Source organism: Streptomyces sp. PA03-1a (assembly GCF_033792805.1).
Classification (GTDB): domain Bacteria; phylum Actinomycetota; class Actinomycetes; order Streptomycetales; family Streptomycetaceae; genus Actinacidiphila.
In genome coordinates this window covers 1-18,203 of sequence record NZ_JARAVO010000200.1, presented here as the reverse complement: position 1 = coordinate 18,203, position 18,203 = coordinate 1, and the positions used below count along the sequence as shown (strand labels likewise).

Annotated in this window: 11 protein-coding genes; 5 read left to right on the top strand and 6 right to left on the bottom strand. The window is 67.3% G+C overall.

From position 1 onward, the window contains the following. Window positions 1–579 precede the first annotated feature (579 nt). Complete coding sequence (locus tag PV341_RS33860; protein WP_500359848.1) at window positions 580–861, bottom strand: hypothetical protein; 282 nt, start codon at window positions 859–861, stop codon at window positions 580–582. Window positions 862–1,177: 316 nt separating this feature from the next. On the opposite strand from PV341_RS33860, the gene PV341_RS33855 reads away from it, so the two are divergent. The 4 genes from PV341_RS33855 to PV341_RS33840 all read left to right on the top strand — a co-directional run bounded on the left by PV341_RS33855 (window position 1,178) and on the right by PV341_RS33840 (window position 11,116). Then, complete coding sequence (locus PV341_RS33855; RefSeq protein ID WP_500359847.1) at window positions 1,178–2,194, top strand: hypothetical protein; 1,017 nt, start codon at window positions 1,178–1,180, stop codon at window positions 2,192–2,194. Window positions 2,195–2,563: 369 nt separating this feature from the next. Next, window positions 2,564–3,895 carry a S8 family serine peptidase gene (locus PV341_RS33850; protein WP_500359845.1) on the top strand — a complete coding sequence of 444 codons (1,332 nt, stop codon included), beginning with the start codon at window positions 2,564–2,566 and terminating at the stop codon, window positions 3,893–3,895. Between the two features lie 363 nt (window positions 3,896–4,258). After that, complete coding sequence (locus tag PV341_RS33845; protein ID WP_500359844.1) at window positions 4,259–7,183, top strand: hypothetical protein; 2,925 nt, start codon at window positions 4,259–4,261, stop codon at window positions 7,181–7,183. A 54-nt stretch (window positions 7,184–7,237) separates the two neighbouring features. Continuing rightward, window positions 7,238–11,116: a hypothetical protein gene (locus PV341_RS33840; protein ID WP_500359843.1), complete on the top strand. Its 3,879-nt coding sequence runs from the start codon at window positions 7,238–7,240 to the stop codon at window positions 11,114–11,116. A 585-nt stretch (window positions 11,117–11,701) separates the two neighbouring features. Here the strand turns inward: PV341_RS33840 and PV341_RS33835 are convergent. Beyond that, window positions 11,702–12,244, bottom strand: coding sequence for a hypothetical protein (locus PV341_RS33835; protein ID WP_500359842.1), 543 nt, complete (start codon window positions 12,242–12,244; stop codon window positions 11,702–11,704). 234 nt (window positions 12,245–12,478) lie between these two features. Next, window positions 12,479–13,159 carry a hypothetical protein gene (locus PV341_RS33830; RefSeq protein WP_500359841.1) on the bottom strand — a complete coding sequence of 227 codons (681 nt, stop codon included), beginning with the start codon at window positions 13,157–13,159 and terminating at the stop codon, window positions 12,479–12,481. Between the two features lie 556 nt (window positions 13,160–13,715). On the opposite strand from PV341_RS33830, the gene PV341_RS33825 reads away from it, so the two are divergent. After that, window positions 13,716–14,294 (top strand): restriction endonuclease, encoded by a 579-nt coding sequence (locus PV341_RS33825; protein WP_500359840.1) that lies wholly within the window; start codon window positions 13,716–13,718, stop codon window positions 14,292–14,294. Window positions 14,295–14,417: 123 nt separating this feature from the next. Here the strand turns inward: PV341_RS33825 and PV341_RS33820 are convergent, their stop codons facing one another. The 3 genes from PV341_RS33820 to PV341_RS33810 form a co-directional block, all read right to left on the bottom strand. Next, a complete protein-coding gene (locus PV341_RS33820) occupies window positions 14,418–16,067 on the bottom strand; it encodes a serine/threonine-protein kinase (RefSeq protein WP_500359839.1) in 1,650 nt (549 codons plus the stop codon). A gap of 821 nt (window positions 16,068–16,888) precedes the next feature. Continuing rightward, window positions 16,889–17,761 (bottom strand): IS3 family transposase, encoded by an 873-nt coding sequence (locus tag PV341_RS33815; RefSeq protein ID WP_354804483.1) that lies wholly within the window; start codon window positions 17,759–17,761, stop codon window positions 16,889–16,891. Beyond that, entirely contained in the window at window positions 17,758–18,066 is a 309-nt protein-coding gene (locus PV341_RS33810; protein WP_396570898.1) for a transposase, read from the bottom strand. The genes PV341_RS33815 and PV341_RS33810 overlap by 4 nt, the downstream gene beginning before the upstream one ends. Window positions 18,067–18,203 lie beyond the last annotated feature (137 nt).

Here is an 18,203-nt window from a genome sequence, read left to right as displayed (position 1 = left end):
TTTAATGTAAAAGACGGAATCCGAAAGTAAGAGATGTTTGGGGGGCTTGGAAATTTGTAACAGAGACAACCCTGCGGCAGCATCACCGTCCACCCCACCCCCGTAGCCGGCAACGGCGCCTACCTCGCCCACGACCTGATCCGCGCCCTCGGCAAGCACATGCCTCTACCCGTAGCCGGATGCGACCCGCCACTTTGGATTACCCACAACGACCGCAGCTGGCGCGCCGCCGCCGCATGGATCCTGGCTCTGGGCATCACCAACCTGACCATCTGCCGATCCCACCGCATCAGCACCACCCAGTGGCAGCACCTCCTGGCCCTCAGCTCCCGCACCCGCACCCGCCTGACCATGCTCTGCAACGGACCCCTCGCCGACGACACAACCCGCCTGCTGACCACCGTCACCCACCAGCACCTACAGGACCTGTCAGCCGCGACCGCACACTGGCAACCACTCGGCCCGCCCGCGTCCGGCAATTACCCCTGGTGGCGACACACCGCACATTTCCCCCCGCCCGACGACGAACCCTGGTTCCGAACGCCACCGCAGCCCCGGCAACCCTCGACCAGCAGCGGCTCAACATCCGATCCCGTCGCTGGTCCCCTTCCACAACTGCCCCACCCCGGGACGTGCCAAGACCACACCCACCCCCACATCACCCAGGTCGCCGACCGCATCCACACCCGAATCGCCCACCCAGCCCACGCGGCTTGCACCGCCGTGAGCGCCCTGACCGGCCACACCAGCGAACAGATCACCAACCGGGACTTCCACCTCGACACCGCCCTGCCGCAACCGCCCGCATGGATACATCCGCTGCTGAGTGCGGCCCGCCATCTCGCCGAACTGCAAGGCCACACCGCTCCACGGAATCCTCTGGCCGTCCGCGGCTATGACAGTCAGTCCGTCGACGATGCGCTGCGCGCCTGCCGCCTCTTGCCCTCACCACCCGCGCATCGCCCTCGCCGGCCCACACCCCCCGGCCCCACACCACGCCAGGCCGCCCCATAACCCGTTCACCACACGAACAACGTGGGGATCCGAGCGCGACGACCCCGCACCCGACATCGTGACCGCCGCTCTCCTGGTCAACAGGCAGCCGAACAGACCCACGGAAGCCCCGACACGCCGCCATGCAACGGGACAGCATGTACATCAGAAGGAAGGCAAGCTCATGAGCGTCACCGGGTACACAGGCCTGACCAAAGACACAGACACTGCCATTTCGTTTCCAGCCCTGGACACGAACGGCCACTCAGGAAAGCACTTGCTCCTGGGGCGCATGCTGATGCACGGAATGCCTGTTGACCGCTTCAACGGACAATTCCTGTACGCCTACGAAACCGGCACCGCCGAGCGGAGACTGCATGCTGATCTCGGGTGTGACACGTATGCGGGTGCAAAGCGACCAGTAGCCATCGAGTTCCACCCGGCGATGTATCACCGTCTCTGCTCCTGCTACAAGATCCCCACCCCAGCCGGCAGCTCAGCCGACCACCTTGCCCAAGCCGTATTCCACCTCAACTCCACCCTAGAAGAACTTGAGGAGGCGGACTACGAGACAGAACGCCGTGAAGAGCCCCCGTACGAGCCGGCGAACATTCACCTGCACAGCTGGCGCTCCTTGCAGGACCACACCACCAAGACCGCCCAATACCTACGCCACCACAGCTGGTTGCAGAAATGGGCGCAGCCGCGACTCGACCAGATGCAGCAGCACCTGGAGCGCATGCGCAAGGAGTTGCTCCCTCACCTCAACGTCACCGCGATCGAAGAAGCGGCATCCCAACTCCGCAGCTCAGCCCCATCGCCGGCGTACTATAAGGACTGGCACACATGGAGGAACCGCAAGGAGGACGATCCCACTCCCTTCTCCAGCCCCGACGACGCCGTGTGCAGCCTGGAAAACCTGTACATCAAGGACCCCACGTCTGACCCAATCATTGGAAAACCCGTCCCCAAGCGATCCCGCCACCTCCTGAGCCTTCGACTTCCCCCCATCGCCGACTGGTACAGCGACGACTGGGCCGCCGACCCGCTGACCACATGGGAAGTCGCCGTCACGGCGGCCTATCAGATCTCGACAAACTGGGAGACCGGCCGCGTCCTGCTGATAGCCCCCGATCACATCACTGAAGAACTCTTCTGTTCCGCACGAGACCTGGACGTTGTTGAACTACCACATGACTGACGGGCCGGGCCATCGAACTCACGAGCAACGTCAACCGTCCGCGTCCCAGGTAAGTTCGAGGGCCGAGGGGCAGGTCCGCGTGTCGGCCCTTGAAAGCTTCGCGTACTTTCTGGGCTGGCTACCATACCCGGGGGCGACCGGTGTCCAGCCCGAGCAGATACAGGGCGTTCGGTGATGAGGGCTGCGCCATGTCCCCGCCTATCACCGGTGCACCTGGTGGGCGTTCGGGGTTGGTGGTACGAAGATTCCTTGGTGGGAGTTTCCGGCAGCGGGGCCAACCGCAGGCCCAGTACGGCAAACGGGTTGTCCGCGTGCGTGTTCCGCAGTCGGGAGCCACCGCCAGAGGTACGGGCCGTGGATAGTGATCCAGTGGCCCGTGTTCTGATGAAATTTCAAGAAGGAACCGTCGTTCCATTCGCGAGTGGGGCGGTTCCGCAGCTGTCCCCGGAGCTTATGGCGCTCTGGACACTGGCCCAAACGCAGTTCGAATTCCTGCTCCTGGAGCCGCTCGCCGCTGACGTGCCAGTTGATGACCTGCGAACCATGGTGAACGAGGCCCAGATCGTCAGCCCCGGCGAGGCCGTCCCGGACCCCGCGCTCGTCTTTGCCATCCAGGTCCCGGACACGGCGCTGCCGTCAGCCGAGGTAGTGGCCCAGAGCCTCGCGGACACGCTGAACGCGCTGCCGTTCGTGGAGTACGCCGAGGTGGAACGGAATCTGGTGGCTGCCGTGGACCGGCCAAACAACCCATCCGCTCTATTTCAGCACTACCTCAACGATGCGCCCGTCGGCATCGGAACCGACGCCGCATGGTCCGTGACGGGCGGGGACGGCTATGATGTCAACGTGGGTGTGGTGGAGATGTTCGACTACGCGCGCGGCCATCCCGACGCTCCCGTCAAGCGGTTCCACATCACGCCGCCGTTCGCCACGACCGCCGATCCATTGGCCGATCACGCGACGGCCGTCCTTGGCGTCCTTGCGGCTGCCGACAACGACGCCGACATCGTGGGCGTGGTCCCCGAGGCTCGCATCGTTTTCGCCTCTGGCAACCTTCAGGGCACCGATCCCGTGCTCAGTGACGCCGACGCCTTCACCCTCATTCAGCTCATCGGCGTCCAGCTCCAAGCTGGGGACGTTCTCAATATGTCGCTTCAGCTCCCTGAGAAACTGCCGAACGGTCAGTCGGTCAAGCTCTCCGTTGAAGCCAGTGCCACCCTGCGCACGGCCCTGCGCTTGGCCACGTTCCGCGGCATCACCTGCGTCGTTGCCGCCGGCAACACTGGCATCAACTTCGACACAGTGGGGGTGTCGTTCCCGGACAGCGGCGCCGTGGTCGTCGGCGGCGTCGTACGTGACCAGCCGCCGCTGCCCATCGCCTTCCACGTGAGCGCCCACTCCAATAGGGGTTCCCGCGTGGACTGCTGCGCCTGGGCCGGCGACGTGGCGACCCTCACCAGTGGGTCGCCAGCCACGGTGCAGACGATCAACGAGGCGAACGGCGGAACCTCCATCTCCACCCCGATGATCAGCGGCGTAGTGGCTGCAATCCAGGGCCGCACGAGGGCCCTCCACGGATCACCGCTGACACCAGCTCAGGTCCGTGGCCTACTGCGTGACCCAGCCATGGGAACGGACGTAGTGCCCGGCGGCGCCGTCGGCCGGATGCCTAATCTCGCCGCGATCATCCCCACGCTGTAGACAACTCGGAAAGGGCTGTGGTCAGCGGCGACATCCGTCCCGGCCAGTCGCAGATGGCTTCGATACGCTCTGCGGGCGGTCCGCTTCCCGGAGCCCGCGGTAGCATCACAGGCCCTATGGCCAGTCCGACGCTCTGGCAATCCGGCACTCACCACGCCACAGTGGCACTCTCTCCTTCTCCTCGCAACGAACCCGGCCAGAAGATCCTCCTCAGCGTCATGACGAGCCCCCGTTGCGGCGGGCTGTGATAGCGGTTATCCGCCACCAGGTGAGAGATGCATTCGGGTGGTGCGTGCCGGCAATTGACCTGCGCTCCGTGAGGTGTCGCCTGGGAATGCTCGCGGGAGGCGGCATGGTGGGTCCATGGAGCCCACGCACCAGGTCATCATCCGTCGGCGGGAGGACTTCCTAGCGCTGACTGTGAGCTGCTACGGACTACGGCTGCGCACGGATCCGGCGCCTCCGGTGTTGGAGCGTACCGAGGCTGAGGCGCTGGTGGTGTTGGAGTATCCGCCGCAGTCTCTGCGTGAGCAGTCATGGCCTGTGTGGAATGGCGGGCATCCTGACACTGTGTTGGCTGGTCGAAGTCGATTGGTGTTTCGGGTTCCGGACGGAGTTCATGAGCTGGTCTATGACCTGCCGACGCTGCTCGGCGTGGTCGGTTTCGAGCCGGTGCTGGTGGACGCCGCGGTGGGGCCGGATGCAGCGCTTGCAGCTCCCGGCCCCGAACTGGGCCCGCCGGAGCCCACTCAGACCGCGTTGGAGCTGCCGCAGCGGTTGCTGCTCTCGCCGAGTGCTGAGGAGGGTTGGACGCACGCTATCGCGCCGGTGGCGCACGACGGCCGGGTGGAGCTCTGGCACAGTCGGCTGGGCATGCGGGTGCGAAGTGAGGATGGTTGGAGGGCAGTCGAGTATGGGGACCGGCTGCCGACCGTACGGGCGGTCTGGGCCCGTGATGACGGCCTGGCGGGCTTCCTGAATAACGGCGATCCGTCGGTGCTGGATCCGGAGCCGTTCCCGTCCACGTTCCTTCCGGGCAACCATGACTGCGGCGAGATCGTTTGGGCTACCGCCAATTGGCGGAACGCTGATGAGTTCACTCCGCGTGCGTTCCAGGCTGAGCGGTTGATGCTGAGCGCGTACGGCGGCTGGCTGTATGGCCGGGTAGTCGTGGAGCCCCCTCCGGGCGGCTTGCTGGCCCTGGAACAGTGGACTCATCGGGCCGCCATGGGTCGGGACGCCTACGCGCGGATCGTTGAGCGTGGCTTCCTCTTCCCCTGGGGAGTGCCAGCCGCCTCGATCGATGTGGCCGAGCGACAGAGCGTCGACCACAACGGCGACCGGGCGGCCGCGCTCGTGCGGAAGACCTATGTGGTGATCCGGAGGCCGCTGTGCGACTACGCGGCTCTGCGGGCGCTGGATCCGGGGTTCGATCACGGGTTTCCGTTCAAGCGGATCCGGTTCACCACGCTGACCACGCCGGAGCTGAAGCCGGGCGGGGACCCCGTGCCCGGGGTGAACAATGCGTTCCTGGTGACCTACCCCGGGGGCGCGCCGTTCGAATTCTCGGCGATCGGCACTGACCTGCGCGACCAGGAGGTGCCGATTGCCCTGCCTGGCGTGTTCGTGCGCCAGACGACGGCACTCGATCCCGGCGTCGCGGCCGCGCTGGCCAGCTGGTGGGAGGCCCAAGGCTCCCGTGCCTGGGTGCGCGGTTTCGGCCGACGGATCGCGTACACGGCGGATGGCGCGACACCGGGCGGGGCGAGCCTGGACACGCACTTCCTGGCCACCAGGATGCTCGAGACCCCGCCGGGCACGGATGTCAAGGCGTGGGTTACGGCCGAGACCCCGCCCTGGCTGCCGATCGTCAGCCGGGCAGTGGTCAGCCTGCCAGCCGCGCAGAGCGTCTCATCAGGTCCACTCGGCACGCCCGCGATCAAGTACACCGACGACTACCTGGCGCGCGGGTTCCAGGGCGTGCAGAACGGCATCTTCGCCGAGCTCGACACCGCGCTGCCTATGGCTTTCGCGGGAGGCAGCACGGGCGGACTGGCCCTGCCTGACTTCTCCATCCAGGGACTCTCCCGCGAGCTCGGACCGATCGGCGACCTGGGTGGCCTGAGCAGCGGGCACCTCAACCCGGCGTCACTCTTTTCGAGTAGCGCGCGGCTGCTCGGCGCGATCGGGCTGGCCCAGATCGTGGCCCCCGCGGCTGGCGTGCAGGCCGCCGCTGAAAGCCTCAGACTGACCCAGCGTCAGCTTCCGGATGCGCTGGAGACCGAGCTTTTTTGGAAACCGCAGCTCACCGCCGACGTGCACGGCGTGTTCGAGCCCGGACCGTCCGCCTCGTTCGAGCTCCACGGGCTGGTCCGTACTCCGCTCGGAGGCGGTCCTGCCACCAGCAGTCTCGATGGTGTGCTGAGGGACGTCACCTTGCACTTCTTCGGCAACGGCGCCGGGCGTTGCATCTCCATCACCTTCGACAAGATCTACTTCAACGCACCAACCGGCAGCGCACCCACCCTTGAACCGGCTATCGGCTCGGTTCGTTTCACTGGGCCGCTCGCCTTCGTGGACACACTTCGGGAGTATCTCTCCTTTGGAGACTCCGGACCGTACGTCGACCTGGCGCCGACCCGGATCACCGCCGGGGTGGCGGTAGCCCTGCCCTCGCTCACTGTCGGCGTCTTTACGCTTCAGAACCTCGTGCTGCGCACCGAGCTGCAGTTGTCGCTGACCGGCGAGCCAGCCCGCCTGAGGTTCGCGGTGTGTGAGCGGGCCCGGCCGTTCCTGCTCACTGTCTCACTGTTCGGCGGTGGCGGCTTCTTCGCCTTGGCGATGACTACCGGGGGACTCGAACTCATCGAGGCTGCATTGGAGTTCGGCGCGTCAGCCTCCGTCGATCTCGGAGTGGCCAGCGGTGCGGTCTCGGTCTTGGCCGGGATCTACTTCAAGCTCAAGAAGCAGCTGCCGCCGGCCACTGGCACCGAGACCGTGCTGGACGGCTTCTTCCGGCTGCACGGTGAGATGTCGGTACTCGGGCTGATCTGTGCCTCGCTCGACTTTTATCTGGCCATCGAATACCACGACCACGGAAACGGCACCTACAAGGTGAGCGGACGAGCGACGCTGCACGTTGAGGTGTCGGTGTTCATGTTCTCCACCTCAGTCGAGGTCACCTGCGAGCGTCGGTTCGGCGGCACCGCCAACGACCCCGGCTTCACCGACCAGATCGCGCCGACCGACTGGGACGAATACTGCGACGCTTTCGCTCCGCTGCCCTGATCCGCGCGCTGCCTGAAAATCCTCGCCCCTTCCTGATCTCGGGGGAAACTGCACGTGTCCACCACCCAGAACTTCCTGTTCACCGCCCTCCCGCAGGGCAAGGCCCCAGACGGCGAGCTGCTGCGCCTGTCGGTGTTCGTCTCACCTCGACTCTTCCCGGACGGCGGACGCGGCACGCTGTCCCAATTCCCGGACCTGACCGCATGGCCCACCACAGTCCGCGAGATCACCTGGACAGTGCAGCTGGACGGCGTGCCATACGCCGCCACTGTCGCCACCGGCCTCGAAGCCGCCCCGCAAACGAGCCTCTGGGAGACGCTGCTGCCCACCACCACCCCCGTGGTCAGCCACACCCAGCCCGACTACGCTGACCGTGCTGTAATCAGCTACTCCACCGCTACGGCACTGGCACAGGTACGGAGCATCTGGCAGGCGGCAGTGGCCACCAGCCCGACCACTCTGCCAGGCGACGAGCAGCTGCTGCGTACTGTCGCCGAAGCGACCGACGTGAACCTCGACTGGCTGAACGAGGCGCTGGCACGTATCCAGCAAGTTCGGCAGCCGCCCGAGCGCGGGCCCGAGCTGGCACCTCCAGGCGACCTGGATGAAGAGCCCGGTCGCCTCCCGCTCAATGCCGAGCGCGGCCAGATCCTGGAAATCCTTCAGCAGCGCTACCAGCAGGAGACAGAATGGCTCCAGCAGCAGGCCGAGGCTGCCGATGAGTGGCGCAAGTACCAGGAGGAACTGGAAGAGCACCGGCGCGTAGTCGCCGCTCTACGCGCCGACATCGACCCCGAACAGCTCAACCAAGGCCGCCTGCGCGGGCTCTACGCCGTCCGCGACTTCCACAACCCGGCGCCGAAGGCCGCCTCGGACGCGCCGCACAATCCGGTCAGCCTGCCTGAGCAGGACCTGCACCGGCTGCTCGGGCTGCTCGGCAGCCACCCAGCAGTGCTACGCCGACTGGGGTTGATCGTGGACCTCGAGGTGGCCGCCCCGGCCGGGCCGCACAGCACGGTACGGGTGGTGCCCCAGTGGACGCCGAAGCTGGCCGGGGCCGGGCCGGACATGTGCCCGGCAACCCGGCTCGATCCGACCCCCGGCCAATTCCGAGCGGCCAGCAGTCCAGGCAACCTAATCGAACACGGCTACCTGCGACTGACCGAGCCAGACGGCACGCCACGGGCCACACCTGTGGTGACCGACCCGGACGGCGCAGCGCTGGCCACCCTCGGCGCGGTGGAAGGACTGGTACGACGCACCCTCTGGCGGGAGAAGGGCGAACACCAAGGCCGGGACGGACTACCCACGCTGCGCACGGCCGGATTCTCGCTGGCACTGGACCAGCGCGGCGCCCGGCTAGCCGACACCTTCGCGCGGGCCCGCAACCTAGAAGCAGCAGGCCTAGGCGCAGCCGAGCTGACCGCTGAAGACTTCACCCGGGGCTACCGGGTCGACGTCCGCGACACCACCACCGGTGCCGAGACGCCCTGGCGCAGCTTGACCGCCCGGCAGCGACGCTACTCGGTGGGAGACCTACCCGACTTCACGGTGGCAGAGGAGGGCTACGTGCAGCCGGTCGCGACCGGTAACGGCGACGCCGGCAACGACCCCGGCGGGCCGCTGCGGATCGGCGAGAGCCTGTTCCTGTGGCAAGGATGGAGCCTGGCCGTGCCCCGGCCGGGCACGCCGATCAACGCGGCTGACCAGGTCAGCGCTGCCGGTCCGGAAGACGGTACCGGGCCGCTGCACCTGGCCCACGTATCACGGGCCGTCCCCGGTTCCCTGCCGCCGCTACGTTTCGGCCGGCAATATCGGTTCCGGCTGCGCGCGGTGGACCTGACCGGCGGCGGACCCACGCTCGCCGACCAGGCATCGCCGGAGGCGGTCACCGGGGATATCCGCTACACCCGCTTCGACCCAGTCCGCCCACCGGAATTGCTGGCGCGGACCCGGCGCCACTGCGGCGAGACCGTCGACCGGCTGGTGGTCCGCTCAGACTACGAGCGCCTGTGCGAACCCGAGGTGAGCGAGCGCCATGTGGTGCCGCCGCGTGCCGCGCAACTGCTCGCAGAACAGCACGGATTGCTGGATCACGACGGCAGGCCCGACCAGGCGGCGTACGCGCTGCTGGAACAACTGGAGGGCGGCAGCTACGCAGACCAACCCGAAGCGCATCCGGACCCTGAGTTCCCCGGCGCGTACTACCTGAACGCCGATCACCTGCCCATGGCCTACCTGCCAGATCCCCTGGCCCGCGCAGCCACGCTGCACGGGCTGCCGGGAACTCCCGGGACGCTTCGGATCCCGCTGGCGCCAACCACAGGTGAGTCCTGGCCGCATCTGCGACCCTTCCGCATGGAGCTACGCGAGGGCCCGAAGGGCGCGCGCTGGTACGCGCACGAGCGGCTACTGATGATCTGGCTGCCCAAGGCGGAACGGGCCGAGGTGGACCTCTCCTGCGGGCTGGAGCAGGCCGACCTTGACCTGCTCGGGGTGTGGGAATGGCTGCGCGAGGCCGGGCTGGCGACCCCCAGGCTGACGCGGGCCGCGCTGCGCGGCCAGGTATGGGCGCTGACCCCGCCACGCCGGCTGAGCTTGGTGCACGCGGTGCGGCGGCCACTGCGGCAGCCGCATATCACCCAGCTGGTGCCAGTGCGCAGCGCGGGCGAGTCCTCGTGCGAGCTGGCGGGCCAGTTGAGCTTCTCGCGGAAGTCGACCGGGCAGGTTGACCTGGTAGCCCGGTGGACCGAGCACGTGGACCCCGGCCAGGGCAACGTCCAGGCCGCCGAGGGCGGACCGGAGAAGGTGGCTGACCCGTACGTACGCAAGTGTGAGGCGACGCTCACCCTGCCACTGGACCACGGGCCGCAGCGATCAGGGCGGCTCTACTTCAACCCGCGCCAAGACTTCGCGGACACCCGGCACCGCCACATTAGCTACCACGCGGTGGGCACCACGGCCTTCCGCGAGTACTTCGCCCCAGATGACCCGGGACCATACATCCGGCGCTCCCCTGAGCTGGCGGTGGACATCCCGGCGAGCGCGCGGCCGACAGCGCCCAAACTGCTATACGCGGTGCCGACCTTCGGATGGGACGCCGACGGCGACCTGGCAGCGGTCGGAGAGACACGCAGCGTGCGGCACGGGCTCGGGCTGCGGCTGTACCTGGACCGGCCCTGGTACACCTCAGGTGATGGCGAGCTGCTGGGGGTGCTGCTGGCGCCGCCGGAGCTGGCACTGGACTCGGACGTCGCCGCCTTCACGAGCCAGTGGGGCACCGACCCGGTGCAGTTCAGCCGTCCACTGCCGGCGGACCGGCCAGCCCCGGAGCACTTCCGGTCGGCCCTCCAAGTGGGGACCGGGCTGAGGCTGGAAGAACTTCCGTACAGGCGGCTCACAGTGACTGGGCACGAGGTGGCCTTCGACGTCGAGCGCAAGCTGTGGTACTGCGACATCTTGATCGATCCGCTGCCCGGCGGGAAGGCCGAGGAGCAGGCCTACCACCCCTTCGTACGGCTGGCATTGGCGCGATGGCAGCCATCGGCGGTCGCGCTGCACGAACTGTCGCGGTCGGTCACCGCGGACTTCCTGCAGCTGCCACCGAACCGCGTCGCGACGGTGGTGCGCGGGGCCGATGGTGCCTCGGTTCGAGTCACCCTGGCGGGCGCGGCATCGCCGGAGCCGCAACAACGGCAGCAGGTCCGGGTATGGGTAGAGCTGCGAGCGGCAGGTATCCCGGATCCCGACCTCGGCTGGACACGTGCCACGGAGCCGATTGAACTGCTGTGGGATGGACGAGCGTGGACGGGAGATGCACCGCTGCCCGTCGACTACCGGCCGGGCGCGGCACGGATAGTGCTGGAGGAGGCGGAAATTCACCCGCCGCACGAGGAGGGACGACTGGTGCACCTCGACATCTTGCCGCTGTAGTCGCCGGTTCCGCGCATGCTTGTCCGTGCCGCTTTGGCGTTGTTCTGGGGTACCAGGGGCAGGGCCAGCGTGGACGGATGCCCAGGTCGAGGTAGGTCTGGCGCCAGGTGTTCTTGGTGTAGGCCCGGATATTGTCGGCCAGGACGCGTTCGATACGGATGCTACGGGTGGCGCACCAGGCGGTGGCACGGGTGGGGAAGTCGACGCAGGTGGAGGCGGTCTGAGCCAGGAGCCTGGGCCGAGCCGGATCCGGGTTTCCTGACAATGATCCACAGCTCGGCCTTCGCGGACACCCCCGGCAGTCCTGGCCATGTCGGCGTAGGTAATCTCGCTGGTGGCCGCATGGGCCGGTGCGCGGATGCCATTCGGATAACCCTTCCGTGCAGGGCCAGGTCTCCTCGAGCGATCGTGGGGACCTGGCGTCATGCCGCTCCTTTACACCGGCCCGTCCCGCCCGTTACTTCGACGGCCGGTTGTGAAACGCCGTTTCAAGGCTCGCGTGCACCCGCATCCGCGGGACCCGGTCCGCACTGATGCCAGAGGCCGACCTACAGGCGCCGGCCGCGCATGCCGCACAGTGATCCTTCACGGGGCCTGCTGGCCGGCACTGTGGCCCGGGCGGCCAGAGAGGCCATCCGACGGCTGCCCTCCACCCGGGACGGACGCGCCCTGCCCCCGCTCTTGCTGCAGACGCTCAACCACCTCATGGAGCTCCGTCGCGTACCAGGACAGCCGCCGCTCGAACTGCAGGCGAATAGGGGGACTCGTCTCATACATGGACCGAACCAGAGAGTGCCAGGCCGCACGATTGCGAGGACTCACGTTATGGGACTGTTCCATGATCTCCTGGAAGTAGATGCAGTAGAGCTCGGCAAGCGAGGCGATCCTGCTCGCGTCCGGATGATTGGCCGGGACCGGCGCATCTTCAAAGAAGAACGGCCGCAGATGCGGGTACTCGATCAGCGTCAATTTGATCTGGACCCCGATGCCGTACGTCGCCTGGCGGGCGGAGGAGCGTAAGCCCTCCGTCACGTGCCGCAGTTGCACCACCACGCTGACCAGCCCGACCAGTGCCACCGTGCTGCCTATCACCGCGGCGAAGGCTTCTGCTTTATCCGTCCACTGCACAGCGAATCCCCATCCTGCCCGGGTCATGCGCTGCTCATGACTTGTCGCAGACCCAACGGACCTCAAATGTCCCTGGGGGCGACTCGTCCTGCCAAGGCACCCGCGAACAGCGCATCCAGAGGCTCAACTATCAAGCAAGCAAGGGGGAGTTGAGAAGAAGCAAAATGGGCGAGCGCGGGTGGATGCCACGCCTGTGGCAGGAGACGCGCCGTCTCCTGCCACAGGGGCTTGAGGTCAGGCCGTTGCCGGGACTGGCTCTGCGGCCTCGGACGATGCTGCATCCGCCGTGTTCCTGGCGTCGGTCGCGGGCGACACGATGGGGCTGTAGAAGACGCTGCCCTGCTGGCGGGCGCGCTCGGCGAGGCCCTTGGCCACTAGCGACTCCAAGGTGTTACGGACCACGGGGGCGCTCGGCGTGGCGCGATCGGGGTGCTGCTTGCCCAGGGCATCGACGAACTCGCTGACCATGCGTGGTTCGCTGCTCGCCGCCAGTATGTTCACGACCAGGCTGCGCAGTGTCGGCTCCTTGCTCGACCGTGAGCTGCCGGGCTTCGGCTTCCCGCCGTCCTTGGGAGACGTCTTCTTCTTCCCGGCATTGCGGGCCTCCGGCTCACCGGCCGGCTTCTTCCGCCCGCGCGGACGGGGCACTGGCTGGGCCGCGGGCGTCACCTCCGGCTCGTCGGCCTCAACGCCGGGAGACGTTTCACCGGCCGGTTGCTCCGGCGCAGCCGCGCCTTGCGCACCGGCCACCGTTCCCTGCAGTTGGGTCAGCCACGCCGACTCCTGTTCGAGCTGAGTCAGCCGGCTCTGAAGTTCCGCCAACTGCACGCGGACTTTTTCCTGCTCGTTGGCGTTGTTGTCCAGGTCCTCTGCGAGACGCGTCGCATACCGGTCCTGAATGGTGTTGTTGGACACGACAGCCGCTTCCTCGAGTATCGGGTGTTGCTGCCGGATAGTACCTACCCGAGAGTCAAGATGCGTTGTTGTCGTATGCGAACACCCCATATCGGAGCCTCCCAGGGCAGCCTTGTTGTGCCCCTGCGGAGCGGTATGGAGGGCATTGATCAGTGTGGGCAGCGTCGTTGGAACAGCAGCTTCTTGCCGCCTTTCCCTGCCCTCCCTCGCTGAGCTGGTGGCTTGAAGTCGGATGGGAATGGCGCTAGTGGGCCCGAGGCGTCACCGGAAGAGAAACGGCCCGGTGACGGGCTGAGTCGATTTCGGATGCCCTGATCTGGACGGGCGTCGCGCCCGGGCGAAAGCGGGCACTGAAAACACGCGGGCATCCAGGAGATCGGCCGGGCACATACGCAGAACCGCATCCCCGGACTACACAGCACAAGCCTTCCCATCAGGGAAGTCGGCCCTGTCTCGAAGCCGTGGTCAGCACAGTCTTCCCTGGGATAGCCCGGGACTGGGATGGGGAGAGGAGCGTGAGGGGCGCGGAGCTGGTGCCGGGAGAGGGGGGCGGGTCATGGTTGTGGTCTGGGTGGTGGTGGCGTTAGCCGCTGTGGTTGCAGCTGTAGTGGTGGCCGGGCTGGTGCGGGCGGGCCGCCGGGAGGCTGCTGCCGAACGGATCCGGCTGACGGAGCAGGCCCGGCTGCAGGCCGTGCGGTCTTTGGATGCTGTCTGGGGGATGAACGACCAGGAATTTGAAGAGTACGTGGCCATGCTGTGCCGCCGGGACGGCTGCACCCACGTCCGGCGGGTCGGCGGTGCCGGTGACCTGGGCGCCGATGTCATCGGCTACCTGCCCGATGGCCGGAAACTCGTGATCCAGTGCAAGCGCTACGCCCGGCACCGTTCGGTCGGCAGCCGCGACATCCAGACGTTCAACGGGACGGCTCGAGCGGAGCACGGGGCAGACGTGCCGGTCTTCGTTGCTTCCTGCAAGTACACCCAGCCAGCCCGAGAGTTTGCAGCCAAGCAGCAGTTGACGCTCATCGACATTGACCTACTGGGCTTCTGGAACAGCGGGACTCCTTTGACGTCGTTTCTCAGTCTGGACATCAACCGCTCCGGTACCAACCGAAAGCTTCATCCAGAACTGTGACCGTGCCGGCGCAGATGCGGGCGAGGCCGGAACGCTGGTTGGCCACGCGGATGCCACGACGCCTGGACGGCGCCGGATCGTCCGGCACCGCCCGACCCGTCGGGCGGGAGAAAGGGCTCGGAGCTAGATTGTGCAGGATTCGATCGACGTGGCCTCGCCGTAGGTCTCTATGGACGCGTCATCGTCGGTCTTGGGCCAGACGATGATGTAGCGGCCGTAGGGCCAGGTGGCCGGCTCAGTCTGGAGGCGGTGGAAGAGGACCTGGCAGGCGTGGGCGCGTGCGGTGCGAGTGAAGGAGGCGACGTCCGCGTCGGTCCAGTCGGGAGCGAGGTTCGAGGCCACGTAGACCGTCTGCTTGGGGCCGTTGAACGTGACGAAGATGTTGGCTTGCGGTCCCCATTGGTCCAGTTCCCGCTCGGTGCGGCTGGTGATCTCCCGGGCGACGGCCTGCTCGTCCTCGGTGACGGCGTCGCGGGCGGCGAGCCAGTCGTCGATGATGGGCTGGGATTCGTCCGTCACGGTGTAGGCGGGCCGGGGTCGGGCGGTGGTGGAAGCTGCCAGTGCGGTGGGGGTCTCACTCGTGGAGGCTGCAAGGTCCGCGGCCGTCACTGAGGGCGTGGCGGTGTGGCTCGGAGATGCGCTGGAGGGCGCAGCCACCTTCTCGTGGGATGCCGAGACAGTTGGCGTGGTCGTGACGGCAGCCGAAGCGTAGAAGGGGTGGGGGCTGAGGGCGGCGTACGCGCCGCCAGAGGTGAGAGCGAAGGCGCTTACTCCGGCGGTGGCCATCAGGACCAGGCGGCGATGGGACCGGCGTCGCTGAGCGAGTGTCCATGCCGGATCGTCGACGGTGGGCATGTCCCAGTGCGCGGCAACAAGATCAGCGACGAGGGTGTCCGGGTGCTGACTGTCAGGGGCCAGAACATGAGTGGCCTGGGCGGCGAGCAGGGCCGTGCACTGCTCGGCCAGATCACCCGCCGTCGGACGGTCCTGGGGACCCTTGGCAAGAGCCCGCCCGACCAGGGACCGCAGATCTGACGGTATGCCGTCCAGGTCGGGATCCTCGGACAACACCCGGAAAGCAACGACGTCGGCACCACCGACACCGAAGGGCAGACGCCCGGTCGCGGCAAAGGCGACCAGGGCACCCCAAGCGAACACGTCCGCAGCGCTGCCACTGACCCCGGTGCGGTACTGCTCCGGGCTGATCCAGCCGGGCGTACCAGTCATGACACCGGTGCGGGTGACGGCGGTGCCGTCGAGCGCGTGAGCGATACCGAAGTCGAGAACCCGCGGGCCAGCGTCGGTGAGGATGACGTTCGCGGGCTTCACATCACGGTGGACGACCCCGGCCTGGTGCACCGCCGACAGCCCAGCCGCAGTGCCCGCGGCCAGTGCATACAGCCGCGCCCCGGTGAGGGGGCCGGCCACGCTGATGTGCTGGTCGAGAGAGGGGCCAGGTGTGTACGGGGTCGCCAGCCACGGAGTGCTCGCGTCGGGGTCGGCATCCAGCAGGGGCACCAGGCACGGCCCGGTCACGCGTCTGGACAGGTCTACCTCGCGTCTGAATCTGGACCGGAATTCGTCATTGCCGGCGTAGGAGGCATGGATGACCTTCACCGCAACGCGGTGACCGTCCGGGTCGAGCGCTGCGTAGACGACACCCATGCCGCCGGCGCCGAGCCGGCCGATGATCCGGTAGCGGCCTATCCGGGTAGCGTCCCCAACCTGGGCAGGACCTATACGCGACGACACGAAAACCTCCAAAATGATCACAAAGCGCCGGGTGTCACCAAAGAGGCTGACCCGCGAGGGCGACGCCGATCTTAGGAGCCAGGGACTTGCCCTCCACCGGCGGGACGGCCGGGGGCGGTCAAAGCATTCGCGGGCTTTGAAACCAGTGGCCAAAGGGAGTGCAGTCCATGCTGACTGCCTGCCCGCGCCATCCCATCGATCTGCAACTGCACCTGGCCTATGGAGCGGATCAGCCATTCGTCGGATGTCCGCTCCGAGCCCCTATCGCACTGGCGATGGCCGGCGGTCACGTGGGCGGCTCCGCCCGGCAGGGCGCGGCGGGAAGCAAGCCATCACCGGCTCGCCGGCTACTACGGCGAACGCGTCACCGCCAACTGACAGTCACCAACACCCGGCCACCCGCAAAGATCCGGACACTCCCGCGGGCACCTGTCGCTGGCACGTCTACGAGTCACTGATACGGTGCCTGACCAGCATGGATGAGGTGTTTGGCAAGCGAACGCACTGATTGACGCGGACATCGGCGGTTACGGCGTCTGGTCCTGATCGACGATTCTGCCCACAGCGTTGCTCACTTCACGCACGAATGGCTCGATACCCCGTCTGCCGAACCCGCGACCTGCCACCGACCCGCCCCCCGCCCGGGGCATCCGCACAGAAATCTACGAAGACGGCCGCCGCTACCTGATCGCCGCCGACCCCACCGCAGCACACCGCCTCGACCTGACCTTGATGATCTGCAGCCTCCAAGGCGAAGTGCTCGGGGAACTGACCGGAGAATGCTCCCCAGAAGACCTGACACTGAGCTTGCTCCGCTTTGACGGACACGTTCGGTGTGTTGATCAAGCTGCGAGGGCGGCCTCGAACTCGGCGGGACTGCGGTAGCCGAGGCTGCTGTGGAGCCTACGTATGTTGTACCAGCCCTCGATCCACTCGAAGATTGCGGAGTGGGCTGCCGCCCGGCTGGGCCAGGACCGGTCGTCGATCAACTCGCGCTTGATGGTTGCGAAGAACGACTCGGCGAGGGCGTTGTCCCAGCACTGGCCGGTGCGGCCGACCGACAGGTTGATGCCCAACTCGCTTGCGAGAGTGGCGAAATCGCGGCTGGTGTACTGGCATCCGCGGTCCGAGTGAAAGATCACCGGACCCCCGGGTCGGCGGCTGCGGCAGGCTGCTCGCAGGGCCTCGGCGACCAGTTCGGTGCGCAGGTGGTCGGCGGTGGCCCAGCCCACCACGCGCCGGGAGGCGATGTCGATCACGGTGGCCAGGTAGAGCCAGCCCTCTTCGGTCGGGATGTAGGTGACGTCGCCGCACCAGCGCACATCGAGTTTGGCAGGGTTGGGCTGGAAGTCGCGCAGGACGAGGTCGGGCCGCACGGCCGCGCGCGGGTCGGGGATGGTGGTGCGCTGGCGTCGTCGGCGGTGTTGCCCCTGAAGGCCGCGTTGGCGCATGAGGCGGGCAACGCGACGCCGGCCGCACCGCTCGCCCTCGCGCTGGAGGGCGGCGTGGATGCGCGGGGCGCCGTAGCTGCCGCGTGAGACTGCGTGGACCTCGGTGATCTTCTCGGTCAGCTCGGCGTCGCGGACCGCGCGGGGCCCCGGAGCGTCGGTGCGGCGGGCGTAGAAGGCGGCACGGGAGACCTGCAGCAGCTCACAGGCGCGCTTGACGCTGTGGCCGCCCTGCTTCTCCGCCTCGATGAACGGGTCCACCGTCACCGGGTCTCCTTCGCGAAGAAAGCCGTGGCACGCTTGAGGATCTCCACGTCCTCGCGCAGGCGGCGGTTCTCCCGCCGCAGGCGGGCCAGCTCTTCTCGTTCGTCGCTGGTCAGGCCGTCCCGCTCGCCGGTATCGACCTCGGCCTGCTTGACCCAGTCCCGCACCGCGGTCTCGGTCAGGTCGAAGTCCTTGGCGACCTGACCGACCGAGCGGTCACCGCGTCGGCACAGCTCGACGATCTCGGCCTTGAACTCCGGCGTGAACGAGCGGCGAGGACGCGGCTTCTTCTTCCCCATGCTCTCCATGACAGACATCTTCCTTCCGGGGCGCAAACCCCTGATCTCAGGTGTCCGTCAAAGAGGATCAAGCCCACACAACTGGGCAGGCTGCTCACCACCGCCCAGTCACTCACCCAGAACAGCACCCCGTACCCCACCCCAAC